The sequence below is a fragment of the Mariniflexile gromovii genome, assembly GCF_017814435.1.
Classification (GTDB): domain Bacteria; phylum Bacteroidota; class Bacteroidia; order Flavobacteriales; family Flavobacteriaceae; genus Mariniflexile; species Mariniflexile gromovii.
The window spans coordinates 253787-280702 of record NZ_JAGJCB010000002.1 but is presented as its reverse complement, the minus strand read 5'-3'; the positions used below and the strand labels follow the sequence as shown (position 1 = coordinate 280702).

General features: G+C 36.3%; 21 protein-coding genes. 6 read left to right on the top strand and 15 right to left on the bottom strand.

Annotated elements, in window-relative coordinates:
- Window positions 1–100: 100 nt before the first annotated feature.
- The 4 genes from J8H85_RS03090 to J8H85_RS03075 form a co-directional block, all read right to left on the bottom strand.
- Complete coding sequence (locus J8H85_RS03090; RefSeq protein WP_209652581.1) at window positions 101–1780, bottom strand: ABC transporter ATP-binding protein; 1680 nt, start codon at window positions 1778–1780, stop codon at window positions 101–103.
- Between the two features lie 73 nt (window positions 1781–1853).
- Window positions 1854–2567 carry a 3'-5' exonuclease gene (locus J8H85_RS03085; protein WP_209652579.1) on the bottom strand — a complete coding sequence of 238 codons (714 nt, stop codon included), beginning with the start codon at window positions 2565–2567 and terminating at the stop codon, window positions 1854–1856.
- Window positions 2564–3709 (bottom strand): serine hydrolase domain-containing protein, encoded by a 1146-nt coding sequence (locus J8H85_RS03080; RefSeq protein ID WP_209652577.1) that lies wholly within the window; start codon window positions 3707–3709, stop codon window positions 2564–2566. Before J8H85_RS03080 ends, J8H85_RS03085 begins: the two co-directional genes overlap by 4 nt.
- A 67-nt stretch (window positions 3710–3776) precedes the next feature.
- Window positions 3777–4250 carry a methylated-DNA--[protein]-cysteine S-methyltransferase gene (locus J8H85_RS03075; protein WP_209652575.1) on the bottom strand — a complete coding sequence of 158 codons (474 nt, stop codon included), beginning with the start codon at window positions 4248–4250 and terminating at the stop codon, window positions 3777–3779.
- Window positions 4251–4363: 113 nt separating this feature from the next.
- On the opposite strand from J8H85_RS03075, the gene J8H85_RS03070 reads away from it, so the two are divergent.
- The 3 genes from J8H85_RS03070 to J8H85_RS03060 are packed head-to-tail and all read left to right on the top strand — an operon-like array spanning window position 4364 to window position 12860.
- A complete protein-coding gene (locus J8H85_RS03070) occupies window positions 4364–7156 on the top strand; it encodes a hypothetical protein (protein ID WP_209652572.1) in 2793 nt (930 codons plus the stop codon).
- Window positions 7157–7170: 14 nt separating this feature from the next.
- Complete coding sequence (locus J8H85_RS03065; protein ID WP_209652570.1) at window positions 7171–9975, top strand: hypothetical protein; 2805 nt, start codon at window positions 7171–7173, stop codon at window positions 9973–9975.
- Between the two features lie 14 nt (window positions 9976–9989).
- The gene (locus J8H85_RS03060; protein WP_209652569.1) at window positions 9990–12860 is read left to right on the top strand and encodes a hypothetical protein; all 2871 of its coding nucleotides are present in this window, start codon (window positions 9990–9992) and stop codon (window positions 12858–12860) included.
- Window positions 12861–12942: 82 nt separating this feature from the next.
- Here J8H85_RS03060 and J8H85_RS03055 read toward each other — a convergent pair whose 3' ends face one another.
- The 11 genes from J8H85_RS03055 to hemA form a co-directional block, all read right to left on the bottom strand.
- Window positions 12943–14025, bottom strand: coding sequence for a CNNM domain-containing protein (locus tag J8H85_RS03055; RefSeq protein WP_209652567.1), 1083 nt, complete (start codon window positions 14023–14025; stop codon window positions 12943–12945).
- A 75-nt stretch (window positions 14026–14100) separates the two neighbouring features.
- Window positions 14101–14508 (bottom strand): Lrp/AsnC family transcriptional regulator, encoded by a 408-nt coding sequence (locus J8H85_RS03050; protein ID WP_209652565.1) that lies wholly within the window; start codon window positions 14506–14508, stop codon window positions 14101–14103.
- 86 nt (window positions 14509–14594) lie between these two features.
- Window positions 14595–15587, bottom strand: a complete 993-nt coding sequence (gene hemB / locus J8H85_RS03045) for a porphobilinogen synthase (protein WP_209652563.1) — start codon at window positions 15585–15587, stop codon at window positions 14595–14597.
- Between the two features lie 72 nt (window positions 15588–15659).
- Window positions 15660–16046 (bottom strand): YchJ family protein, encoded by a 387-nt coding sequence (locus J8H85_RS03040; RefSeq protein WP_209652561.1) that lies wholly within the window; start codon window positions 16044–16046, stop codon window positions 15660–15662.
- 15 nt (window positions 16047–16061) lie between these two features.
- Window positions 16062–16964, bottom strand: coding sequence for an oxygen-dependent coproporphyrinogen oxidase (gene hemF / locus J8H85_RS18870; RefSeq protein WP_245243722.1), 903 nt, complete (start codon window positions 16962–16964; stop codon window positions 16062–16064).
- Window positions 16965–17644: 680 nt separating this feature from the next.
- Window positions 17645–18382: an EI24 domain-containing protein gene (locus J8H85_RS03030; RefSeq protein WP_209652557.1), complete on the bottom strand. Its 738-nt coding sequence runs from the start codon at window positions 18380–18382 to the stop codon at window positions 17645–17647.
- A 92-nt stretch (window positions 18383–18474) separates the two neighbouring features.
- Window positions 18475–19500 carry a uroporphyrinogen decarboxylase gene (gene hemE, locus J8H85_RS03025; RefSeq protein WP_209652555.1) on the bottom strand — a complete coding sequence of 342 codons (1026 nt, stop codon included), beginning with the start codon at window positions 19498–19500 and terminating at the stop codon, window positions 18475–18477.
- 1 nt (window position 19501) lies between these two features.
- Window positions 19502–20218, bottom strand: a complete 717-nt coding sequence (locus J8H85_RS03020; protein ID WP_209652553.1) for a potassium channel family protein — start codon at window positions 20216–20218, stop codon at window positions 19502–19504.
- A 13-nt stretch (window positions 20219–20231) separates the two neighbouring features.
- Window positions 20232–21974: a TrkH family potassium uptake protein gene (locus J8H85_RS03015; protein WP_209652552.1), complete on the bottom strand. Its 1743-nt coding sequence runs from the start codon at window positions 21972–21974 to the stop codon at window positions 20232–20234.
- Window positions 21975–22075: 101 nt separating this feature from the next.
- Complete coding sequence (gene hemC / locus J8H85_RS03010) at window positions 22076–23653, bottom strand: hydroxymethylbilane synthase (RefSeq protein WP_209652550.1); 1578 nt, start codon at window positions 23651–23653, stop codon at window positions 22076–22078.
- Complete coding sequence (gene hemA, locus J8H85_RS03005) at window positions 23646–24905, bottom strand: glutamyl-tRNA reductase (RefSeq protein WP_209652548.1); 1260 nt, start codon at window positions 24903–24905, stop codon at window positions 23646–23648. Before hemA ends, hemC begins: the two co-directional genes overlap by 8 nt.
- Window positions 24906–25089: 184 nt before the next feature.
- Between hemA and J8H85_RS03000 the strand changes: the two genes are divergently transcribed.
- From J8H85_RS03000 to J8H85_RS02990, 3 genes are read left to right on the top strand one after another with little or no spacing between them, the layout of a single operon-like run.
- Window positions 25090–25995 (top strand): AraC family transcriptional regulator, encoded by a 906-nt coding sequence (locus tag J8H85_RS03000; protein ID WP_209652546.1) that lies wholly within the window; start codon window positions 25090–25092, stop codon window positions 25993–25995.
- A 4-nt stretch (window positions 25996–25999) separates the two neighbouring features.
- Entirely contained in the window at window positions 26000–26722 is a 723-nt protein-coding gene (locus J8H85_RS02995) for a ThuA domain-containing protein (RefSeq protein WP_209652544.1), read from the top strand.
- Window positions 26723–26746: 24 nt separating this feature from the next.
- Complete coding sequence (locus tag J8H85_RS02990) at window positions 26747–26908, top strand: hypothetical protein (RefSeq protein ID WP_209652542.1); 162 nt, start codon at window positions 26747–26749, stop codon at window positions 26906–26908.
- Window positions 26909–26916: the final 8 nt, after the last annotated feature.

Sequence of the window (26916 nt, the reverse complement as noted above, 5' to 3'; positions counted from 1 at the left end):
TGAACAACCTACATTAAGTGAAAGTAAATTCAAAGAAACTGTTCGTGAGAATTTACAATTTTTAAGAAGTTTATTGTATTTAACTAAGAAAATTTTTATGCTATAATCCTTTCGGAATAGCGTTGATAAGTTTTTTTGTATAATCTGTTTTGGGCGATGCGTAAATAATATCAGCATCGTCCAATTCTTCTATTTTACCTTTATTCATTACCAATAATTGATCGCTCATATATTTTACAACCGCCAAATCGTGCGATATAAAAATATAGGTAAACCCAAACGTTTCTTTTAGTTCGTTTAGCAAGTTTAAAACTTGTGCCTGCACCGAAATATCCAACGCAGAAACGGATTCATCACACACTATTAATTTAGGTTGCAAGGCAATAGTTCTGGCAATACCAATACGTTGCCTTTGTCCGCCCGAAAACTCATGTGGATAGCGATTAAAGTAGTCTTCAGTTAAACCGACTCTATTTAAAATTTCAATGGTTTTTTCTTTGCGTTCCGCATCATTATTATAAAGCTTATGGACTATCATAGGCTCCATAATAGCTTCACCCACAGGAATTCTTGGGTTTAATGAAGAATAGGGATCTTGAAAAATTATTTGAATGTCTTTCCTAAGTTTTTTAATTTCTGCTTTTGAAAGCTTTGTGATATCAACACCATGGTACAAAATTTGTCCTGCGGTGGCTTTATCCAACTGAAGGATGGCATTTCCTAAGGTCGATTTACCGCAACCCGATTCGCCTACCAAACCCAAGGTTTCGCCTTCATACAATTTAAAACTCACATCGTTTACGGCTTTAAACGATTGCGGTTTTGTAAACCAACCCGATTTTGAAATATATTCTTTTTCAACATTTATAACTTCTAGTAAAGGCGGTTTGCTGTATAGTTTTTCATGATTTAATTGACGTTCTTCTTGCGTAATAATCTCATGTTTGGTAGTGTTTTCCAGATAATCTTTAATACTTGGCAATACTTTTAAACGTGTTTTTAATGATGGTCGCGAATTAATAAGTGCCTTGGTGTAATTATGTTGAGGTGTTTTAAATATGGTTGAAACAGCGCCTTGTTCTACAATATCGCCTTTATACATTACCAATACGCGGTTTGCTATTTCAGATATTAAAGACAAATCGTGCGTAATAAAAATAATGCTCATTTGAGTTTCAATCTGCAGTTCTTTTAGCAATTGAATGATGTTTTTTTGAACGGTAACATCCAAAGCTGTTGTAGGTTCATCGGCAATTAAAATATCGGGTTTGCAGCTTATGGCCATGGCAATCATAACCCGCTGCTTTTGTCCGCCCGAAATTTCATGTGGGTAGGCATCGTAAACACGCTTAACATCTGGAAGCTTTACTTTTTCAAAAAGTGAAAGGGTTTCTGTTTTTGCTTCTTGTTTAGATAATTTGGTGTGTTGTAATAAAATTTCCCGAACCTGTTTTCCGCAAGTCATCGATGGATTCAAAGAACTCATGGGTTCTTGAAAAATCATCGCTATTTTTTTGCCTCTTATATTTTGGAATGCTTTTGATGAAATTGAGGTTAAATCTTCATCCTTATATAAAATACTTCCCGAATTTATTTTTGAAATTTTCTTTGGAAGCAACCCTAAAATAGCCAAGGAAGACACCGATTTCCCAGAGCCCGATTCGCCTACAATTCCTAATATTTCATTTTGGTTTAAATGATAGGAAATGTTATGGATTACTTCGTTCTCTCCGAAGGAAATTGAAAGGTTGTTGATGGATAAAATGGTATTTTGAGGCATTTGTAAATTAAATAGTATGGTTGCTTTTTTTATTTTGAAGACCTCACAGGTTTTGAAAACCTGTGAGGTCTATTTATATATGTATAATTTCATCTTCGGTCAATAGATTATCACCACGTAAGCGCAAAAATATTTGAGCTACGGCAATGGTGTCTTTTTCGCAATAGATAATAATGCGGTCAATTTCATTTTCTTCATAGTACACCCTATAAACTTCACTACCGTCAATATCATCCTTTGGCGATGGAATACCTAACACGTTGGTTAATAATTTTAAGGATGTATAAGATTTATAATCGCCAAATTTCCACAATTCCAAAGTGTCTAAATGCGGAATTTCCCAAGGTTTTTTTCCAAAAAGATTGAGTTTATATGGCAATTCTATATTGTTGATTATCATGCGTCGGGCAATGTACGGAAAATCAAATTCCTTACCATTGTGCGCACAAAGTAAATGTTTTGTTTCACTAAAATGCGAAATAAGCAAGTTTTTAAAATCCTTTAAAATTTTAATTTCATCGCCGTAAAATGAGGTCACTCTAAAGTTTCTTATATCGCCACGGAAGGTAAAATAGCCCACCGAAATACATACTATTTTTCCAAATTCAGCCCAAATGCCTGCACGTTCGTAAAAATCTTCGGCCGTTTCATCTTCTTTTCTTTGGTATTTCGATTTGTGTTCCCACAACGCTTGTTTGGTTTCATCCAATTCAGAAAAATATTGAACTTCTGGTACGGTTTCAATATCTAGAAATAAGATGTTTTCTAAATGGAGCTTCGAAATCATTTTTCAAGCATTTTATAAGCTTCTTCAATATAAACTGAAATGTCTTGGGTAAACTGTCCCACACCCTCATCGGGCGATTTTCTATGTCCTAAACGCACAATAATCACATTATCGTTAGGTTCTACAATAACGTATTGCCCAAGGTGCCCACGCATCATAAAAAAATGTTTATCGCCAATATCTTTTAGCCACCAACCGTAGCCGTATTGCGGACTTTCCTTAAAACGTGGTGTGATGGATTTTGCAACAAACGCCGAATCCAATAGCTGTTTACCGTTCCATTTGCCGTGGTCTTTATAGAGTTTTCCAAAGCGTGCAAAATCCCTAGCGTTACTGGAAATACAGCAAAATGCTTTTGCTAAACGGTGTTCACCATCATCCAATTGCCAAAGTGCATCCTCGGTAGCGCCCATAGGTTCCCAAAAACTTTCAGAAAGGTAACTGGCTAATGATTTCCCTGTCGCTTTTTGAATAACCATTCCCAATAGTTGGGTGTCGCCACTTAAATATTTGAATTTTTTACCGGGTGTTTCCACTATTTTTTGGTTTAACATGGTTTCGGCCAAATCATCGTCGTAGTTAGCTCGAGCAGTAATGGAAAACGGTCCTGTATAATCTTCAACCCAATCTAAACCAGAAGCCATGGATGCTAAATCACCCACCGTTGTTTTGGCATCTTTATATTCTGGGTAAAAATCGCTTAAAGGCTGGTCTAAGCTTTTAATATAGCCTTCCATAATGGCTTTACCTAGTAAGGATGTTGTGATGCTTTTTGCCATGGAAAACGAGTTGGTTTTAGATTCATCGCTAAATCCGTTATAATAATTTTCAAACCAAATACTATCGTTTTTTATAATAAGGTAAGCAATGGTACCCCAATCTTTATGCACTTCAGCAAGTTTTTTGGTCTCCTTAACGCTGTTATATGCTTTGTGGTGGGGCCAAGGGTTGGTATTGGTTCCTTTTTTTATGGTATCATTTTCAAAATAGGGGTAATCATCTATAAAAGCCGTATCGTGCCCCGTAAAATAAACTACCCTAACACCTTTTAAAATATAACTATAATCGAAAACATAAAGCAGAATTATAATGACTCCTACTGTAATAAGAATCCATTTAAGGAGTTTTTTTAAGAATTTCATATGTTTTATTTGATTGGGTTTCGTTGAATTAAATATAGGAAATATTTTATGTATTTCTAAAAAGCTCCTAAAATAAAGATTGCTGTTTAAAAGGGCTTTCATGTTCCAATAACCATTGCTTGCGGTGTAAGCCCCCGGCGTAACCTGTTAAACTGCCATCGGTACCAATAACACGATGGCACGGAACAATAATCCACAACGGATTTTTACCATTGGCACTAGCAACGGCTCGAATGGCTTTTACATCGCCCAATTGTTTAGAAAGTTCTAAATAGGAAATGGTTTTTCCATAAGGAATTTGCTCCAGCTGCTTCCACACTTGCTTTTGAAAATCGGTGCCTTGTGGATTTAATTTAAGGCTGAATGGTGTGCGAGATCCTTCAAAATATTCGTTAAGTTGAAATACGCAATCTTCCAATTCAACAGGAATGATATCAGTTATTTTTTCTTCGGAATTAAGCACAATCACCGAAGCAATGCCATCTTCATCACCAACAATTTTGGTAAAACCTAAAGGCGATTTGATGATGCAGGTTTCCATAAGATTAAATTTTAACGCTAATGTACAAAAACCAATCAAAATAAAAATTTGTAAGAATTTGTTTTATATTGGTATGATAATTGTGAAGGGTTTTAAACCAAACTAAATTTTTTATGAAAAACCATTACCGTGTCCTCCTTTTCAGTTTCTCCCTTCTTTTTTTAAATTATCAAGTTCAATCTCAAGAAAAGACATTGGTTATAGATTCCAAAAACGCATATGCCGAAAAAATCTATCTGCAACTGAGCAGCACCGTTTTTACCACCGACAACACCATTTGGTTCAAGGCCATAGTGACTGATTTTGCACACTTACCGACCAAAATAAGCAGTGTCCTACATGTGGAACTCATTGATTTCGACAAGCGCATCATAGACAAAAAACTGTTGAAACTGGAGTATGGAAAGGCCGATAGTTTTTTCGATTTGAATGAAGAGTTGCCCCCGGGACGCTATATGGTACGAGCCTATACCCAATGGAACAAAAATTTCGACAACCAATTCATATCCCAGACCTATATCGATATCTACACAGCCAAAAAAGTTACGGAAAGCGAAGAGGCCATCAGGAACATCACCCTTACGGAAACCGCACCCAACCAATTTGAACTTTCGGCAAAGGCCTACCCAAACTTACTGAACCCAAAATACAAGGGCAAGTTAAAAATGTACATCCATACCGATAAAAAAACAGATTCGGTAGAAATAAAAAAAGGTGCCGATGAAGGCTATACATTTCAATATGTACTGCCAAAAGATGTGATAAAAGCCCGTATGGAACTAAAACTGGACTCTGTAAAACTAAGGAACAACAATTTGGGACATGTAAGTTCATACAGTAAAACGGTGGCGGTAAACAAGGAGTACCTGGATTTACAGTTTTTCCCCGAAGGCGGCAAGTTGGTAGATGGACTCACAAGTACCATCGGTTTTAAGGCACTCGATTATAACAATAAAGGAAAGGAAGTCAACGGTTATATTGTAGACCAGGATAGCAACATCATCATGCCCTTCCAAAGCAACACTTTGGGCATGGGTACGACCTATTTAACACCCGACATCCAAAAAACCTACTACGCCAGCGTAAAAGGTAAGGACGATATAGAATACAAATACGAACTGCCCAAACCCAACCCAACGGGCGTGGTTATAAAGGTAAAGGAGCTACAGGAGTATATCATCATCACCTTAAACTCCAAAGACCCGAACCAAGAGGAACTGCACGTAAATGCACAGGCACGGGGCGTGGAGTACGATAGTTTCTATCTGCCATTCAAAAAAGGAGTTGCCAATACGGGTATAGAAAAAAGCATGTTTCCCGAAGGCATCATAAAATTCACCATCACCAACAAACAAAACCAAATTGTTGCCGAACGCTTGTTTTTCAACTATAAAGAAGAGGAGCGCATCAACATAAACGCCACCCCACATTTAAAACATTACAGACAACGGGATAAGACCGTTTTGAACCTGAGAACTAAAGATAAAGACAGTAATGCCATTAAAACCAATCTTTCGGTATTGGTGGTCAACAAGGAACAATTGGGAAGCATGAACGATGCACGAAGCAACATTCTATCCTATTTTCTGTTGAACTCGGAATTAAAAGGTACCATAGAAACCCCTTCCCATTATTTCAACCCGAACAACCAGAGCAGAAAACACGATATGGATGCCCTGTTATTGACCCAAGGTTGGAGCAATTATAAATATGAAAACACGGAGTTTAGTACCGACTTTGAGTTTCTGCCAGAAACAAGTTTATCCGTTACAGGAAGGGTAAGGAACTTGTTCGGTGTCAACAAACCGTTAAGAGACCCCGTAGACCTCACTATGGTTTACGGCCCTTTAAACGTAGCAACCCAACAGGTGGACAGTACGGGGGTTTTCCATTTTCTATTGGAGGATTATTATAAAGATGATTTTAAAGTTACGATCCAGACCAAAAACGAAAAAGGAAATAAAAAGGATTATACTATAAATTTGGATACGCCTATAGGTCCAAAAGTGGAATTTTTAAGAGAAGAACAGGTACAATTGGCAGATAGTGTCAATGTTTTTGTGGAAGAGAGCATTGCCCGAAAGCAAGCATTGGAAGACTTTAAAACAGCCAATGGCACCATTGCTTTAGATGAAGTGAAATTAGATGGGTATAACATGACACCAGCTAGGGAAAAGATGATGGAGTTATATGGCCCACCGGATTTAGTTATAGAAAATGAAGAGTTGATGACTAAAACAAAAAAATGGCATTATGGATTGTATAGTTTATTGCTATTCAGTTATCCTAATGATATTGATATAATAGAAATCGATTCACCGTCACCTCCTTTTCAATATTTAAAAGCTAAAGTATATGGTACAGACCGTACAATTATCCTTATTGATGGCATTCCAGTAAAACGTTTTGATTATCCATATTTACAAAGTTTACCTACCGAAGAAATTAAAAGTTTTGAGATAATAAAGCATCCTAAACGATCAGGATACTCCGAAGATGCGCTTTCGGAATTTTCTGATTTGGAATTAGAAGAAGATATGCTTCCTGAAATTAATATTGCAGGAAGGGTATCAATTATAAGCATTTATACCTATGCAGGAAAAGGATATTATGGTATACAAAGGGCAAAAGGCATATTTAAAGGCAATGTTTCTGGTTTTTCACCTAAACGTGAATTTTATGCGCCAAAATATGATGATAACACTGAAAATGATTGGAACTTGCCCGATTTACGTTCAGTAGTCCATTGGTCACCAAATTTCAATACAGATGAAAATGGAGAGGCAAAAGTTGAGTTTTATAATGCAGACAATATAGGCGATATGCTTGTTATAATTGAAGGCATTACCAACCAAGGCAACATTGGGTATTTTGAAACTACCTATAGCGTTGATAAAAAGTTGTAACAATAGGTTAATTTATGAAACCATCATCAAAAAACATACTCCATTTGAAAGCACATTTTCACATCGCCCTGTTCAGTTTTTTTGTTTTAGTAACAAACCCTCAGATTCATTCCCAAGAAAATTCCTTAGGTAAAATAGGTTCAAAATCCGCATATGCCGAAAAAATCTATCTGCAACTGAGCAGCACCGTTTTTACCACCGATAACACCATTTGGTTCAAGGCCATCGTGACGGATTTTGCACACTTACCCACCAAAATAAGCAGTGTCCTACATGTGGAACTTATTGATTTTGATAAGCGCATCATAGACAAAAAACTGTTGAAACTGGACTATGGAAGGGCCGATAGTTTTTTCGATCTAAATGAAGAGTTGCCACCGGGGCGCTACATGGTGCGTGCCTATACCCAATGGAACAAAAACTTTGATAGTGCATTCGTATCACAGACCTATATCGATATCTACGCAGCCAAAAAAGTTTCGGAAAGCGAAGAGGCCATCAGGAACATCACCCTTACGGAAACCGCACCCAACCAATTTGAACTTTCGGCAAAGGCCTACCCAAACTTACTGAACCCAAAATACAAGGGCAAGTTAAAAATGTACATCCATACCGATAAAAGAACAGATTCGGTAGAAATAAAAAAAGGTGCAGATGAAGGCTATACATTTCAATACGTCCTACCAAAAGATGTGATAAAAGCCCGCATGGAACTAAAACTGGACTCGGTTAAACTAAGGAACAACAATTTGGGACATGTAAGCTCGTACAGCAAAACCGTAGCGGTAAACAAGGAGTACCTGGATTTACAGTTTTTCCCCGAAGGCGGCAAGTTGGTAGATGGACTCACAAGTACCATCGGGTTTAAGGCACTCGACTATAACAACAAGGGGAAGGAAGTCAATGGCTATATTGTAGACCAAGACAGCAACATCATCATGCCCTTCCAAAGCAACACTTTGGGCATGGGCACGACCTATTTAACCCCCGACAACCAAAAAACCTACTACGCTAGCGTAAAAGGTATGGACGATGTTGAATACAAATACGAACTGCCCAAAGCAAACCCAACGGGCGTAGTGATAAAGGTTAAGGAACTACAGGAATATATCATCATCACCTTAAACTCCAAAGACCCGAACCAAGAGGAACTGCACGTAAAGGCACAGGCACGGGGTGTGGAATATGATAGTTTCTATCTACCATTCAAAAAAGGAGTTGCCAATACGGGTATTGAAAAAAGTATGTTTCCCGAGGGCATCATAAAATTCACCATCACCAACAAACAACACCAAATTGTTGCCGAACGTTTGTTTTTTAATTATAAAGAAGACGAACGCATCAGCATAACAGCCACCCCACATTTAAAGCATTACAGACAACGGGATAAAACCGTTTTGAACTTGACCACGAAGGATAAAGACAATAGCGTCATTAAAACCAACCTTTCGGTATTGGTGGTCAACAAGGAACAATTGGGAAGCGTGAACGATGCGCGTAGCAACATTCTATCCTATTTTCTGTTGAACTCGGAATTAAAAGGCAACATAGAAACACCTTCCTATTATTTCAACCCAAACAACCAGAGCAGAAAGCACGATATGGATGCCCTGTTATTGACCCAAGGTTGGAGCAATTATAAATATGAAAACACGGAGTTTAGCACCGATTTTGAGTTTCTGCCAGAAACAAGTTTATCTGTTAAAGGAAGCGTAAGGAATCTTTTCGGTGTCAACAAACCGTTAAGAGACCCCGTAGACCTCACTATGGTTTACGGACCTTTAAACGTAGCCACCCAACAAGTGGACAGTACAGGGGTTTTCCATTTTCAATTGGAGGATTATTATAAAGATGATTTTAAAGTTACGATTCAGACCAAAACCGAAAAGGGAAATAAAAAGGATTATACTATAGATTTGGATACGCCTATTGGGCCGAAAGTGGAATTTTTAACGGAAGAGCAGGTACAATTGGCAGATAGTGTCAATGTTTTTGTGGAAGAGAGCATTGCCCGAAAGCAAGCATTGGAAGACTTTAAAACAGCCAATGGCACCATTGCTTTAGATGAAGTGAAATTAGATGGGTATAACATGACACCAGCTAGGGAAAAGATGATGGAATTATATGGGCCACCAGATCTGGTTATTGAAGGTAAAGAACTTTTAACTAAGGTAAAAAAATGGCATTATGGACTATATAGTTTATTATTATTCAATTACCCCAGGGACATTGAAATTACGGGTACAGATTACTTGAGAGCTAAAGTTTATGGTACAGACCGCACAATTATCCTTATTGATGGCATCCCAGTAAAACGTTTTGAGTATCCATATTTGCAAAATTTGCCTACAGAAGAAATTAAAAGTTTTGAAATAATAAAGCATCCAAAACGATCAGGTTACTCCGAAGGCGTGTTTTCAGAATTTTCTGATTTGGAATTTGAAGAAGATACCCTTCCTGAAATTAATATTGCAGGAAGGGTATCTATTATAAACATCTATACCTATGCTGGAAAAGGATATTATGGTGTACAAAGGACAAAAGGCATTTATAAAGGAACAGTTTCTGGTTTTACAGCTAAGCGTGAATTTTATGCGCCAAAATATGATGATAACACTGAAAAAGACTGGAGCTTACCCGATTTACGTTCAGTAGTCCATTGGTCACCAAATTTCAATACAGGTGAAAATGGAGAGGCAAAAGTTGAATTTTATAATGCAGACAATATAGGTGACATGCTTGTTATAATTGAAGGCATTACCAACCAAGGCAACATTGGCTATTTTGAAACTACTTATAACGTTGATAAAAAGTTGTAACAATAGGTTAATTTATGGAACCATCATCAAAAAACATACTCCATTTGAAAGCACATTTTCACATCGCCCTGTTCAGTTTTTTTGTTTTAGTAACAAACCCTCAGGTCCATTCCCAAGAAAATTCCTTAGGCAAAATAGGTTCAAAATCCGCCTACGCCGAAAAAATCTATCTGCAACTGAGCAGCACCGTTTTTACCACCGATAATACCATTTGGTTCAAGGCCATAGTGACTGATTTTGCACACTTACCCACCAAAATAAGCAGTGTCCTGCATGTAGAACTTATTGATTTCGACAAGCGCATCATAGACAAAAAACTGTTGAAACTGGACTATGGAAAGGCCGATAGTTTTTTCGATCTAAATGAAGAGTTGCCCCCGGGACGCTACATGGTACGTGCCTATACCCAATGGAACAAAAACTTTGATAGCGCATTCATATCACAGACCTATATCGATATCTACGCAGCCAAAAAAGTTTCGGAAAATGAAGAGGCCATCAGGAACATTACCCTTACGGAAACCGCACCCAACCAATTTGAACTTTCGGCAAAGGCCTACCCAAACTTACTGAACCCAAAATACAAGGGCAAGTTAAAAATGTACATCCATACCGATAAAAGAACAGATTCGGTAGAAATAAAAAAAGGTGCAGATGAAGGCTATACATTTCAATACGTCCTACCAAAAGATGTTATAAAAGCCCGTATGGAACTAAAACTGGATTCCGTAAAACTAAGGAATAACAATTTGGGACATGTAAGCTCGTACAGCAAAACCGTAGCGGTAAACAAAAATTTTTTGGATTTACAGTTTTTCCCCGAAGGCGGCAAGTTGGTAGATGGACTCACAAGCACCATCGGGTTTAAGGCGCTCGATTATAACAACAATGGAAAAGAAGTCAACGGATACATTGTGGACCAGGACAGCAACATCATCATGCCCTTCCAAAGCAACACTTTGGGCATGGGGACTACCTATTTAACACCCGACATCCAAAAAACCTACTACGCCAGTGTAAAAGGTAAGGACGGTATAGAATACAAATACGAACTGCCCAAAGCAAACCCAACGGGCGTAGTGATAAAAGTAAAGGAGCTACAGGAGTATATCATCATCACCTTAAACTCCAAAGACCCGAACCAAGAGGAGCTGCACGTAAAGGCACAGGCACGGGGTGTGGAATATGATAGTTTCTATCTACCATTCAAAAAAGGAGTTGCCAATACGGGTATTGAAAAAAGTATGTTTCCCGAGGGCATCATAAAATTCACCATCACCAACAAACAAAACCAAATTGTTGCCGAACGTTTGTTTTTTAATTTTAAGGAAGAGGAGCGCATCAACATAAACGCCACCCCACATTTAAAGCATTACAGACAGCGAGATAAAACCGTTTTGAACTTGACCACAAAGGATAAGGAAAGTAATGCCATTAAAACCAATCTTTCGGTATTGGTGGTCAACAAAGAACAATTGGGAAGCGTGAACGATGCGCGGAGCAACATTCTATCCTATTTTCTGTTGGACTCGGAATTAAAAGGCAACATAGAAACACCTTCCTATTATTTCAACCCAAACAACCAGAGCAGAAAACACGATATGGATGCCCTGTTATTGACCCAAGGATGGAGCAATTATAAATATGAAAATACGGAGTTTAGCACAGATTTTGAGTTTCTGCCGGAAATAGGATTGAGTATTTCTGGAAAGGTTAAGGATATATGGTTTTCCAAAAGAGAATTGAAAAAGCCCGTAGAGCTTACAGCTGTTTACGGTCCATTAAACGTAGCAACCCAACAGGTAGATAGCACAGGATATTTTAATATGTATTTAAACGATTACTATAAAGATGAATTTGATGTGGTGCTTCAGACTAAAAACGAAAAAGGGAAGAAACAAGAGTTTACCATCGAATTGGATGAACATGAAAGCCCGATTATAAACTACCATGAAGAAGAAAGGGTTTATTCGGCAGATAGTGTCAATGTTTATGTGGAACAGAGCATAGCCCGAAAACAGGCCGAGGAAGATTTAAAGGTGGCAGATGGTACCATCGCACTAGATGAAGTGAAACTGGATGGCTATAACCTAACGCCGCAAAGACAAAAAATGATGGATTTGCATGGACCACCAGATTTGGTGATAGAAAATAAAGAATTAATAAGCGAAGCTCCAAAATGGAATTCAGGATTGTTCAGTGCTTTACAAGCTAGTTTTCCTGATGATGTAGATGTAAGTGATGCTGGAGGGTTTTTACAAGCTAAATTATATGGTAGTAACTTTACTTTCATTGTAATAGATGGTGTTCCCGTAACATTGTTGGACTATCCCTATATCCAAAGCTTGCCCATTGAAGAAATTAAAAGTTTTGAATTGATAAAGCATCCTAAAAACGCCAATTATTATATTAATGAAGTTTTCCGAGAACCTTTTGGTGAAGAAGAAATTAGACTTATAGGACCTATACCCAATCTTTCGTACAATCTTAAGGGAGGACTTGATGGTATAGGGTTGTTTGAAGATAGGCTAATAAGAGATCCAAAAACATCCATTATAAGCATATATACTTATGCAGGCAAAGGATTTAATTATGTTAGCAATAATAAAGGAATTGATAGATTCTCGGTTCAAGGCTTTACCCCTAAGCGTGAATTTTACGCCCCAAAATATGAAACAGATGACATTAATGATTGGAAGATACCCGATTTACGTTCGGTAGTACATTGGTCACCAAACGTTGATACAGATGAAGAAGGCCATGCAAAAGTTGAGTTTTATAATGCAGACAATATAGGTGACATGCTTGTTATAATAGAAGGCATTACCAATCAAGGCAACATTGGGTATTTTGAAACTACCTATAGCGTTGATAAAAAGTTGTAAAATAATGCTGTTAGTAGCTTCAATAATTATCGGATAACGAAGCAGTTGGTTTAATCAATGACGACATTATTAAGCTTTTGCTTTATTTCGTTTTGTCTTCATCTTCACCATTAATCATCCCAAGGCGTTTGGCACGTTGTTCCCAACTTTTTCGGGCTTGTAGTTGTAAGTCTTCTACATTATCGCTTTCATCCATAATTTCCAATCCAAGAAGTGTTTCAATAACATCTTCCATGGTTACCAACCCCGAAACGGTACCATATTCATCAACCACCAATGCCATGTGGTTTTTACTTGCTACCAACTTTTCAAATAACGTAGGGATGGGAAGTTTTCTTTCTACAATAATGATGTCTCTTCTAATATCGGCTAAGGTTCTTTCATCATGATCTAGCGCCATTTCTTTGTAAACATCATCTTTTAATACCAATCCGGTAATATTATCAGGGTTCTCTGAATAAATGGGTATTCGTGAAACACGTAGGTTTTGATTTTTTTCGAAGAAGGTTTTTACCGAAGTATTTTCATCTTCCGATACCATAATGGGTCTTGGCGTCATAATATCTTTGGCAAAAATCTTCTTGAAATTGATGAGGTTTTTAATCACCTTACTTTCCGATTCTTGAAAAACGCCTTCTTCATGTGCAATGTCGGCCATGGCTAAAAAACTATCACGACTTACGGTACTAACATGGGCGTTTTTTCCGCCAATTAATTTCGTTGTTAGTTGTAACAACCAAAGAATGCCTGTATATTTTAAAGGAAAAATAAGAATGTTAAGTCCTGTTGCCGTAAAGTTTGCCAAACCTTTCCAATAGGTAGCTCCAATGGTTTTAGGGATGATTTCCGAAAGCACCAAAATTAGAAACGTCATAACAGCCGATACAATCATAATGGCATTGTCTCCATTTCCAAAAACTATTTCTGCCTGTACACCAACCAAAATAGCACCAACAGTGTGTGCAATGGTATTTAGCGTAAGAATGGCAATTAGTGGCTTGTCAACATCCTTTTTTAGTGCATCTAAAGTTGTTGCATAGCTTCTACCTTCTTTCTTTTTTATATTAATGAACGTTGGTGTGACGCTTAAAAGTACAGCTTCCAAAATGGAGCATAAAAACGAAAAAAAGATGGATATAATGGCATATATAATTAGGAGCGTCATAGGTACAAGGTTTTTGCTAATTTAAGAATATTCTGCTTTCGTTCCTTCAAATTGTGCATGTAATTATTATGCTTATTAGCTCTCCAAAATAATGCTTGTATTGGGAATACCATATTGAGAAATTCGTTCAATGAATATAACTAAATCTTTATGTCCTTTAAAAAAAGCCAAGATTTGTAAGCGGTCTTCACCCGTAATTCTGTCGCATCGTTGTACTTCTTCCAAGTTTAAAATTTGGTTGTAGGCGGTTTTTAAGGTGCTTGACTGATGAATTTTTAGAACGATATATGCTTTGGTTGTAATGCCGAGTTTTTTATGATTTAGTTGTAAAGAATACCCTTGAATAATGCCCTTTTCTTCCAATTGTTTGACGCGTTTACCAACCGCAGGAGCTGTTAATTGAACCCGTTTGCCTATTGTAGCGAATGATTCACGAGCGTTTTTTTGAAGCATGTTGATGATTTTAATATCAATGTCGTCCATTTTGAATCGAAAGTATAATTGTATTTATTGGAACTAATCAAAACTAAATATAATAAAATATTTTCGATTAATAACCAAATAGCCAATTATTGATTCAGGAGTCTAGCAACATCTTTGGCAAAATAACTCGCAATCACATCGGCTCCAGCACGTTTTATAGCTGTAATTTGTTCCATCATAACAGCATCATGGTCTAGCCAACCTTTTTCGGCAGCGGCCTTTAACATGGCGTATTCACCAGAAACCTGATACACAGCTACAGGCACATCAACGGCGTTTTTAATGTCGCGAACAATATCTAAATAACATAAACCTGGTTTTACCATCACAATATCGGCACCTTCGTCAATATCCATTTCGGTTTCTCGAATGGCCTCCAATCGGTTGGCATAATCCATTTGATAGGTTTTTTTGTCTTTTGGAATGTCAATCATATCCACCGGCGCAGAATCTAAAGCATCGCGAAACGGCCCATAAAAAGCCGAGGCATATTTTGCCGAATAACTCATAATACCTGTATTGATAAAGCCTTCGTCTTCCAAAGCTTCACGAATGGTTAAAATACGACCGTCCATCATATCACTTGGTGCTACAAAATCGGCACCTGCTTTAGCGTGCGAAACGCTCATTTCTGCCAGAAAATCAGCAGTAGCATCGTTTACTATGATGCCGTTTTCAATAATACCATCATGACCGTAAACTGAATAGGGGTCCAGCGCCACATCGGTCATAACCAACATATCGGGGCATGCGTTTTTAACCGTTTTGATGGCGCGTTGCATCAATCCGTTTGGGTTTAGGGCTTCTTTTCCTTTATTGTCTTTTAAGTTGTCTGGTACTTTTACAAATAGCAACACCGATTTTAAACCCAACTTCCAAAGTTCTTTTACTTCATGTTCCAGTAAATCCAAACTGTAACGAAAGTAATTGGGCATGCTCGGAATTTCATCTTTAATGCCTTTGCCTTCTACTACAAAAAGAGGTACTAAAAAATCGTTTGGAGATATGATGGTTTCGCGAACTAAACTTCTAATGGCTTCGTTGGTTCTTAATCGTCTATTTCTTCTTAAAGGATACATATGAAAAATTAAAAGTGTAAAGTTAAAAGTTTATAATTCATTACATGTTAAATACAGAAAAATTCAAATGCTTTATTCACTCAGCCCTAAATATTTCCAAGCATTATTTTCTTTTATAAAAGCTGATTTTTCATGAATAACTTCAACGTTTCCGTTTTCATAAAAATACGCATTAAATGTAACAGTACCTTCGGTATCTATTGGTTTTCCTTTTGAAGTTTCCAATACTTCAAGTTTTATCCATTGCACTGATTTTGCCCATGCAACAATAGACTTTTTCTCTTTTATTGGTCTTGTTGAACTGTGATGGCTCTGCATTAAATAATCGCCATCAGCTTTCGCAAAGGCACTGTATCTGGAACGCATTAATTGTTCTGCGGTTATCGCTAGTTGAATGTTGCGGTGTATTTTTTCGCAACATTCTGAATAAGGGGTTGTATTTCCGCAGTAGCAGTTCATGGTCTTCGTTATTCTCTAAACCCAATCCACAGGTTTTTTTAATACGTCTATTAATTTTTCTTCCTCGCTTCCTGGTTCGGGTTGATGGTCGTAAACCCATTGTACGTGTGGCGGCAAACTCATTAAAATACTTTCTATACGCCCGTTTGTTTTTAGTCCGAATAAGGTGCCTTTATCGTGTACCAAATTGAATTCTACATAGCGCCCACGACGGATTTCTTGCCAGTCTCTTTGTGTTTTAGAAAATGGTAAATCTTTACGGTTTTCAACAATAGGCACGTAACTTTCTAGAAAGCTATTGCCAACTTCGGTTACAAAATCATACCAGTTTTCCATGGTCATGGTTTCGGTGGCTTTGCAGTAATCGAAAAATAATCCTCCAATGCCTCTGCCTTCATTACGATGTGCATTGTAGAAATACTCATCGCAACGTTTTTTATAAGTTTTGTAAAATTCGGGTTGGTGCTTATCGCAGGCGGTTTTACATACCGTATGAAAATGAATGGCATCCTCTTCAAATAGATAATAAGGGGTTAAATCTTGTCCGCCACCAAACCATTGATCTACAATAGCGCCGTTTTTATCATACATTTCAAAGTAGCGCCAATTGGCATGTACGGTAGGAACCATTGGGTTTTTGGGGTGCAATACTAAACTTAATCCGCAGGCAAAAAAATCGGCATCTTCAACACCAAAGTATTTTTGCATACTGTCTGGTAATTTTCCGTGAACACCAGATATGTTTACGCCGCCTTTTTCAAAAACGTTGCCGTTTTCTATAACGCGGGTGCGTCCGCCACCACCTTCTGGTCGTTCCCAAATATCTTCTTTAAAAAGGGCTTTACCATCAACAGTTTCTAATTTTGAAGTGATGGTGTCTTGTAGTTCGTGTATGTATTTAAAGAATTTGTCTTTCATTGTGGGTGGTTCTTTTAAACCTGCAAGGTCTTTGAGACCTTGCAGGTTGGGCTTGGTGGTGTTTGAGTTTTCTAGACCTGCAAGGTTTTCAAAACCTTGTAGGTCTGATTGATGCACTAATTCAAAATTTTCCAAATCTTCAAAAAGGGATAGCACATACGATTTGCTTTTAGAAATAAGGGTTCTAACATCATTACCCAAAAAATAACCTTTATAAGATGTAAATTTATAAGCTTCAAAATGTTTAACTACTTTGTGGTTTTGAGGGTTTTTATGGACGTAAAGTATTAGGTTTTTCAAATAAGTCTCATCCGTTATTTTTTTTCGTTTGAAATGTTTTTCAAACAAGCTTCCCGTTCTATTTTGTTGTTTATTAAATGCTTTTGCATAAGCGTTGAAAAGATTTGAAAAAGCTTGAATAGCCATAGTCTCATCTTCAATTATTTTAACAATAAGATGAAAATGGTTACTCATCAAGCAAAAGGCAATTATATCAACCTTATCTGTTAAATGTTTTTCAATTAAATTTAAGAAATAAGACATGTTACTCTCATTCGGAAAAATAACAGAGCTATTTATTCCCCGATTGAAAATATGATAGTAATGGCCCTTTTCTATTTTTTCTAACATCTGTTTTTTATTTAGACCTACAAGGTTTTTGAAACCTTGCAGGTTTTATTTCAAGTGTTCCTTAATAGTTTTATAGTTTCTGTTGAAGCCGCAGTTACCGAAAGTGGCAGCACTAAAATTACGCCAATTACAGGAATTAATAAAAACATCATAAAAACGATACCATTTCCAATAGCCAACCCACGATGTTGTTTAACAAATTGAATACTTTCATGGTATTTAAAATGGCGCTCTAGGGTATAATCCATATTTCCAAAACCAGCATAATAGGCTTGTACTAAAAACAATAAAACTGTAGAAATAATGCCTATTATTGGGATAAAACCTAAGAGTAAAATGGGAATGGTCAACAATAATTCTAAACTTAAATTTCTAATATTTATTCTAATACCTCGCCACAGTTGCTCGGAAAAATTGGTTTTTCTATGGTTGTGTTTTAAACTGCCTGTTAAATGTGCTTCAATTTTTTCAGAAACGGGACTCATAAAAGGTGCCGATAATGCCATGATGATGTGCTTAAACAGGATAAGACCAATAAGTATAATAAACAAACCCCCAATAATATTGCCAATAGTAGTAAACGTATCTTTTCCCCATTCCCAAACCCAAAGTTTGGCGATGTAGTAACCAATATTATCGGACAAGCCATACGCCGAAACGCCTATAAGAATTGCCGTTACAAAACTTATTAGCATAGGGATAGCAAAGAATTTCCAGAGTTTTAGTTTGGAAATTAAACTAAAGGCGCCGAAATATGCTTTTATTCCTAAAATAATATTTTTAACCATAAAGTTGGTTTGCGTTAGCGATTGAGCAATTGTTGGAGCACCTCGCAGAGTGCGACTTGCGAAAGCGCGACCCTTGTGGTAACGCCCAAAAATTAAGCTTTATACTCTTTTACTGCATCTATAAAGGCTTGGGCATTTTCTAACGGAATGTTAGGTAAAATACCATGGCCAAGGTTTACAATGTATTTGTCTTTGCCAAATTCGTTAATCATTTGGGTCACCATTTTCTTGATTTCTGATGGTGGCGATAATAAACGCGAAGGGTCAAAATTACCTTGAAGCGTGATGTTTCCGCCTGTTAAATAACGTGCATTTCTTGCAGAACAGGTCCAATCTACCCCTAAAGCAGAGGCGCCCGATTTAGCCATATCGTTTAGCGCAAACCAACAACCTTTACCAAAAGCAATTACAGGCGCATCGTCTTTTAATGCGTCGATAATTTGTTGAATGTATTGCCATGAAAATTCTTGATAATCTACTGGCGACAACATACCGCCCCAAGAATCGAATACTTGTACCGCATTACATCCTGCTTTTACTTTTTCTTTTAAATAGGCAATGGTGGTATCGGTTATTTTTTGAAGTAGCAAATGTGCGGCTACTGGGTTTGTAAAACAAAACTCTTTGGCTTTATCAAAGGTTTTACTACCTTGCCCTTGTACACAGTAGCATAAAATGGTCCATGGTGAACCTGCAAAACCAATTAAAGGAATTTCATCATTCAGTAATTCTTTAGTGGCCTTTATGGCTTGATATACATAGTCTAAAGCAACGGTAACATCAGGAACAATCACATTATCAACATCTTTAGATGTGCGAATTGGGTTTGGTAAATATGGACCAAAATTTGGTTTCATCTGTACCTCAATATTCATTGCCTGTGGTATTACCAAAATATCACTGAATAAAATAGCGGCATCCATACCGTAACGACGAATGGGTTGCACCGTAATTTCACTGGCAATTTCTGGGGTTTGGCAACGTGTAAAGAAATCGTATTTCTCACGAAGCGCTATAAATTCTGGTAAATAGCGACCTGCTTGACGCATCATCCAAACTGGTGGACGTTCAACAGTTTCTCCTTTTAATGCTCTTAAAAATAAATCGTTTTTTATCATCTTAAATATTCTTATTTCTTAAATCGTATTCTTCTTCACCCATGCAGTAGTTTTCAATATCTTTATTGTTACCGTAAACTACTAAAATATCATTGTTTAAAATAACGGTTTCGGGTGAGGTACGACCAATGGTTTCTTTAACAATGGTTTTCTTTCCTATTAAATTCTTTTTTTCAACTTCGCGAATAATGGTAATTAAAGTGAGACTGTATTCGTCTATAGAATCCAATTCGTGTAATGTTTTGCCGTAAAATTCTTTCTTAGCTTTTACTTCTGAAATGGTATAATTATTATCTAGCTGGTAGTTTTCCAGCGTAGATTTAAAATTAATTTGTTTGGTAAGTCTATCGGCCGAATCTTGCTCGGGATGTACAATACTGTGTATGCCCATGGCTTCCAAAACCGTATCGTGTATGGGTGATAACGCACGACTAATAATTTTAACATCGCACAGTTTTTTAATAATGGCGGCGGTAATAATGGCAGCACCCTCGTTTTCGCCAATGGCAACAATAACTTTATCGGCATCTTTTAATGGAACCGCATCGTAAGCCAATTCGTTTGTAGAATCCATACAAATGGCGTGCGAAATTTTATCTTTTACAAGATTTATTTTATCCATTTGTTTATCGATGGCTATCACCTCGTTGCCAGTTTCAGTAAGACTAAAACATAGCGACATTCCAAAATTTCCAAGTCCGAAAACAATTATTTTCATCTTGTAAAACGTATTAGTTAATTAAAATATTTTCTTTTGGATACTCATAAAATTGGTGGTTTACTTGTCGTAATAAACCAATCATTAAATTGAGCATTCCTATTCTACCAATAAACATAACGGCTATAATAACGTATTTGCTGGCTTCGGTAAGCGTTGGAGTAAAATTTAAGCTTAAACCAACGGTACTATATGCCGAAAAACATTCAAAAACCACTGTTAACAGCGGTGTGTCTTTGGGTTCTAAAATTAATAAAGCCATAATTGCTATACCAATTATAATTAAGGAAATACATAAAATGGCAAAAGCTCTGGAGGTTGATTCTGCTGAAAAGCGCCTTCCAAAAACTTCTATTCTACTCTTTCCTCTAGCAATGGCAAATATGTTTAAAGTAGCCAATGCAAAGGTACTGGTTTTTATACCACCACCAGTTGAAGCAGGTGATGCCCCAATCCACATTAGAAATATAATGAATAATAGCGAAGGCACCGTCATTTGCGTATAGTCTACCACATTAAAACCGGCCGTTCTTGGTGTTACCGAATTAAAGGCTGCATTTGTTATTTTTCCAAAAGCTGTTGTATGTTCTAAAAGGGTATTATTGTATTCTGAAATAAACAAGAAAATCCATCCAACAAACAATAATACTGCCGTTGTATAAATAACTATTTTAGAATTAAGAGTTATAATGGGTACACGTTTGTGAATTATTTTTTTATTGAATAATTCTAAAACATAGGTTTTTAAATATTTATAAAAATTGAATATGATGTGATGCCCAAGCCCTCCAAAAACAATAAGGACCATGATAATCCATTGAAAGGAATAATTAAAACGGATACTTTGGTCGAACAATCCCGATGGAACTATAGAAAATCCTGCATTACAAAATGCTGAGATAGAATGAAACAAGGAAAAGAAAAACTTGTTGCCTATTGTTGCATTGGTGTTAATTGAAAAATAGATGAATAATGCCCCAATAATTTCGACACCCAGTGTAAAAACCACCACGTTTAGTGCTACCCTAAAAACATCTTTCAACCCTTCCTGAGCTAAAAAATCTTTAGTATTCAAGCCTTCTTTAAATGAAGAACTTCCCCTAAAGAAAAAGGCAAAAAACGATGTAAAGGTTAAGATACCAATACCGCCTAATTGTATCAATGTTAATATAATGGATTGCCCCATTACGGTAAAATCGGTACTGGTATCAACTACAGCTAAACCCGTAACACATACACTACTGGTAGCTGTAAATAAGGCATTTGTAAAGCTAATTCCGTTGGTAGTGGCACTTGGCAACAAAAGTAAAAACGCACCGGCCAACGCCAAAATTAAAAAACTGCCAACAAAAACAATGGCAGGGTTAAAATATACATCGTAAATATGTCTTACTAAAACAAACAACCTTAAAAGGAAATATAGGATTAAACCACTTTCAAGAACAGGTTTGATTTTTTGTAAAATATGGTGGAAATCGTGCTTGATATGAACCAATGCCACTATAAAAGAAATTGCTAATAAAACAGAAATAATAATCATGTTTACTAAAGCAATTTTTTTTCCTTTTTTTAGTCTATATACGAAAAGCTTAAAAGCATTAAATAATAGTAAGAAAAACGATAAGACTATAAGGCCTCCCACATGGGCTGAGGTAAAATTTTCGGCAAAATCGTAACCAAAATCAAATACAATAAAGAAAAGAACAATAATATCGAAAAAGCGATAAAGATAGTTGAGTAACGATTCTCCTTTCATTATAATTGATTATTTCACTTAAGTAAAAAACAAAGTTTTAGGTTGAAGATTCTATACTCCCTATTTAAAACTTATAACAAATATCTAAATAATAAGTTAATTTAAATATAATGCTCGTTTACTAATTCAATAACACTTTCAACTGTCGGCACCTTAGAAATCCGAACATCGTTAAAGTGTTTTTTTGCTTCATTAGCGGTTGTTTCGCCAATGCAAAAAGCTATAATTTCTGCTTTGTTTTTTTGAACAAAACTTTCAACGGTTGAAGGGCTGTAAAACATAACGCTTTCAACACTGTCCGCTACTTTTAAACCGTCATATTTGGTTTGGTAAGCTTCAACTTCGGTTACTTTTATGTTGTTTTTTTCCAGAACAGTAGGTAAATCATCCAACCTTAAATCACTACAAAAATAAGTAACCTCGGTTCCTTCCATGTATTCCACTAAATAATTGGCAAGTTTTTTAGCATTGTTTTCAAAATGCGAAACTTTGCCTATTTTTTGCTCTACCAAGCGTTTCGTACGACGCCCTACACAATAAATATTTTTAAACTGAAGTTCGATGGGGGAAAAGTTGGTAAGTAATGCCTCCACAGCATTTTTACTGGTAATAATAACGTTTTGAATCTCGTTTTTTACGAAACGTGGATGGATTCTATTCAAACTTATTTTAATGAAATCGCTGCTTTCAACCGTTACTTTTTCATGAAACAACAAACGCTGTGCTTCGGTAAACGATTTGGTTGAATAAACATTGGTTTTTTTGTTGGAATTTTTAATGGTATCCATTAATCGTTTGCCACCGCGCTCAATAACGAAATTAGCACAGAAATTGGCAATATCGTGGTGTTCGCCTAATTTTTTAACACGGGTTACATCAATGCGTTTAGAACCATCAACACTTAGCAAAACCCCTTTAAAATTTACTTCTTCATCTTTAATGTAAGCCAATGCGCCTATAGGAGCTGTACAACCACCCTCCAATTTGTTTAAAAATTCGCGTTCAATCGAGGTGCAAATTTCGGTTTCTTCGTGGTTAAGTCCTTTGCATGCTTCAAGAACAAATTCATCCTCAGCCAAAGCAGTAATCATAATAGCGCCTTGTGCTGGTGCAGGAATCATCCAATCTAAATTAATGGCTTCTTCAGGTCTAATTCCTATTCTACCAATACCAGCGGCAGCAAAAATAGCACCGTTCCAATCTTCATTTTCTTCCAGTTTTTGTAAACGTGAATTCACATTGCCTCGTAAACCAACAACGGTATGTGTTGGGAAACGGTTAAGCCATTGGGCACGTCTGCGTAAACTTCCTGTGGCAATAATGGCTTCTTTAGAACCTAAAAACTCTTCGTTATTTTTAAAAACCAGGGTGTCGTTTACGTTGCCACGTTTTAATACGGCTGCTTGTACAATCCCTTTTGGTAAAACGGTAGGCACATCTTTTAACGAGTGCACCGCAATATCAATATCATGGTTAAGCATGGCGATGTCCAGTGTGCGTGTAAATATGCCTGTGATACCTAATTCGTAGAGGGGTTTGTCTAAAACCAAATCGCCTGTAGATTTTACAGGGACCAATTGAGTTTTATGACCTAAATTTTCGAGTAAACTTTGTACTATTTTGGCTTGCCATAACGCTAATTCGCTATCGCGGGTACCAATTCTTATAATTTTAGACATGTATTGTTGTTTCTAACTGAAACACTTTTTTTATGAGTTCCAGACTTTCATCGGTAGGAATGCCATCATCTTTTAAATGATGCGCAAAATGATTTGTAATTTTTTGTATGATATTATTGCTAATTAACTCAGCTTGTGCTTCGTTAAAATCACTGTTTTTTTTGCGTTGAGTATCTAATTCCGCAGCAGCGAAATCTTGCAATTTATCTTTTAAAGCTTTTATGGTTGGTGCAAATTTTCGGGTTTCCAACCAATTGTTAAACTCCGCTTTTACTTCTTTAATAATAGTTTCAGCTAGGGGAATATGCGCTTTTCTAGCTTCTAAAGTTTTATCGGTAATTTGAGATAAATGATCTAAATGTACCAGCGTCACGTTATCCAACTCTTCCACATTGGCATCCACATTTTTTGGAATGGATAAATCTAAAATCAGCAGTGGTTTTTGTGTTTGAATGATGTGCTTATCAATAGTAGGGCGTTGTGCACCTGTTGCAACAATTAAAATATCAGACGTTTGGATTTCTTCTTGTAAATTGGCATAATCCTTAACTAGTAAATTGAATTTTCCAGCAATTTGTTCTGCTTTGTCTTTCGTTCTGTTTATTAAAGTAATATGCTCGTTTTTAGTGTGTTTCACTAAATTTTCGCAAGTGTTTCTGCCTATTTTTCCTGTTCCAAAAAGTAAAATATTTTTGTTTGAAACATTTTCAACGGTATTAAAAATGTATTGTACCGAAGCAAAAGAAACAGAGGTTGCACCCGATGAAATTTCGGTTTCATTTTTTATACGTTTACTAGCTTGAATCACAGCATTTACCAAACGTTCGGTAAAATGGTTTAACAAACCTAGTTTTTTAGAATTACGTGCACTTTTCTTTAATTGGCTGATAATTTCAAAATCACCAAGAATTTGGCTATCCAAACCAGAACCTACACGAAACATGTGGGCAATGGCATCATTATTTTTATAAACGTAAGCTACTTTTTGAAATTCTTCAACCGTGCCTCGCGTATTATCGCAAAGTAATTGAATCAATTGAAATGGATGTTCTGCAAACCCATAAATTTCGGTACGATTACACGTAGAGGTTACCACCAAACTTTCAATAGCATTCTCTTTAGCTTGATTAAGTAGTGCTAATTTTGCAGTATCATCCAAACTAAAATGCCCACGTACGTCCGCATCAGCTTTTTTATAACTTAAGCCAATGGCGTAAAAGTACTTGCTTTTAGATATATTGTATTGGTGCATAGTTGGTTTTGTAATTCCGAAAGCAAATGTAGATGTATGGAAACAAAAAAAATAACGCTGAAAGAACTTTTAGTGTCGTTTGTGGTTTTTTGGCGTGTTTTTAAAGGAATATATGATAAATGTCATATTTTTGCAGTAAAACCAATGTGTTTGGAGTAATTAATTTAGAATAAATCTAAATAAGATGATTGGAAATAACGATAAAAGTCCACTAAAAAATAACGCTGTAAGTTCTTTTGACGAAACAAAAGTAGAAGATGGTTTTTTGGTTTTGGTTTATAAAAATGATGGAAGCGAAACGCAAAGTCTTCTTAAAGAAATACATAGCGATTACATTCAATTTCATTTTTGCGTTAAGGGCTCCAGTAAATTTGTTTTTAACGAAGGGCGCTATGTGCTCAATATTTTAGAAGAAAACTCATTGTTGTTGTACAATCCACAACGCGATTTACCCATCAATTTGCAAGTAAGTCCCCATTCTTGGATGGTTTCTGTGCTCATTTCCATTAAAAAATTCCACGGATTGTTTTCCCAGGAAGCCGATTATATTTCATTTTTAAATGAAGATAACAAGGATAAAAAATATTATAAAGATGGAGGCATAACGCCCTCTATGGCCATAGTGCTTAATCAATTAATCAATTACAACCTCAATCAATCCATAAAAGATTTATATTTCAAAGGAAAAGCCTATGAGCTTTTAAGTTTGTATTTTAACAGAAGCGAAGATGCCAATATTGAACAATGTCCGTTTTTGGTTGATGAAACGAATGTTATTAAAATTAGAAAAGCTAAGGATATTATAATAAACCGAATGGCAGAACCACCAAGTTTACAGGAACTTGCCGATGAAATTGGGTTGAATCTAAAAAAATTAAAAGAAGGTTTTAAGCAAATTTATGGCGATTCGGTGTTCAGTTTTCTGTTCGATTATAAAATGGAAGTAGCTAGAAAATTGCTTGAATCGGGAGAAAATAACGTGAATGAAGTCGGCTTAAAAGTAGGTTACAGTACCGCAAGCCATTTTATTGCGGCTTTTAAAAAGAAATATGGCACAACACCCAAAAAATATTTAATGTCTTTAAACTAAATTTATGAAAAACATTTTAATTGCTTTTGTTGTTTTATTAACACTTTCTTGCAAATCATCAGACACACCTAAAAGTCCAGACAAAGTGCTTGTTTTTACTAAAACAAGTGGTTTTCGTCACGAGTCTATTGAAATAGGCGTAAAAACCATTGAAGCATTAAGCAAACAAAATAATTTTGAAATAACACACACCGAAGATGCAGCGCTATTTACCCCAGAAAATTTAAAACAATACCAATTAGTTATTTTTCTTAATACAACGGGCGATGTTTTAAATGCCGAAGAAGAAAAAGCCTTTGAAACCTTTATTAAAAATGGGGGTAGTTTTATGGGCATCCATTCAGCTACCGATACCGAATACGATTGGGCGTGGTACGGTAAACTTGTGGGCGCTTATTTTTTAAACCATTCAAAACAATCGAGCGCAACCATAACACGCATAAACAGCACACATCCATCAACAAAACATTTGCAAGAAAAGTGGGTTCATTTCGACGAATGGTATAACTTTAAATCCATCAATCAAGATATTAATGTGTTGTTGAATTTAGACGAATCAACTTATGAAGGCGGAAAAAATGGCGCGTTTCACCCTATAGCATGGTATCATGAGTTTGATGGCGGGCGCTCGTTTTACACAGGTTTAGGTCATACCAACGAATCGTATGCAGAACCAGAATTTAAACAACACCTTTTAGGTGGTATTTTGTATTGTTTAAAGCGGTAATTTTAGAACAATAAAAATTAACAGATGAAGTATTTAACCCCAGAAATTGAAGCATTATCTAAAAATGCAAACACAAAATCGTTAGTGCGTTCCAGTACTTCTTGCGGTATTTTTCAAGATTGCGATTATACTGAAGAACGCCCAAAACTATACCATCAACAAAAAATTGAAGAGAACAAAGGTTGATTTTGAAA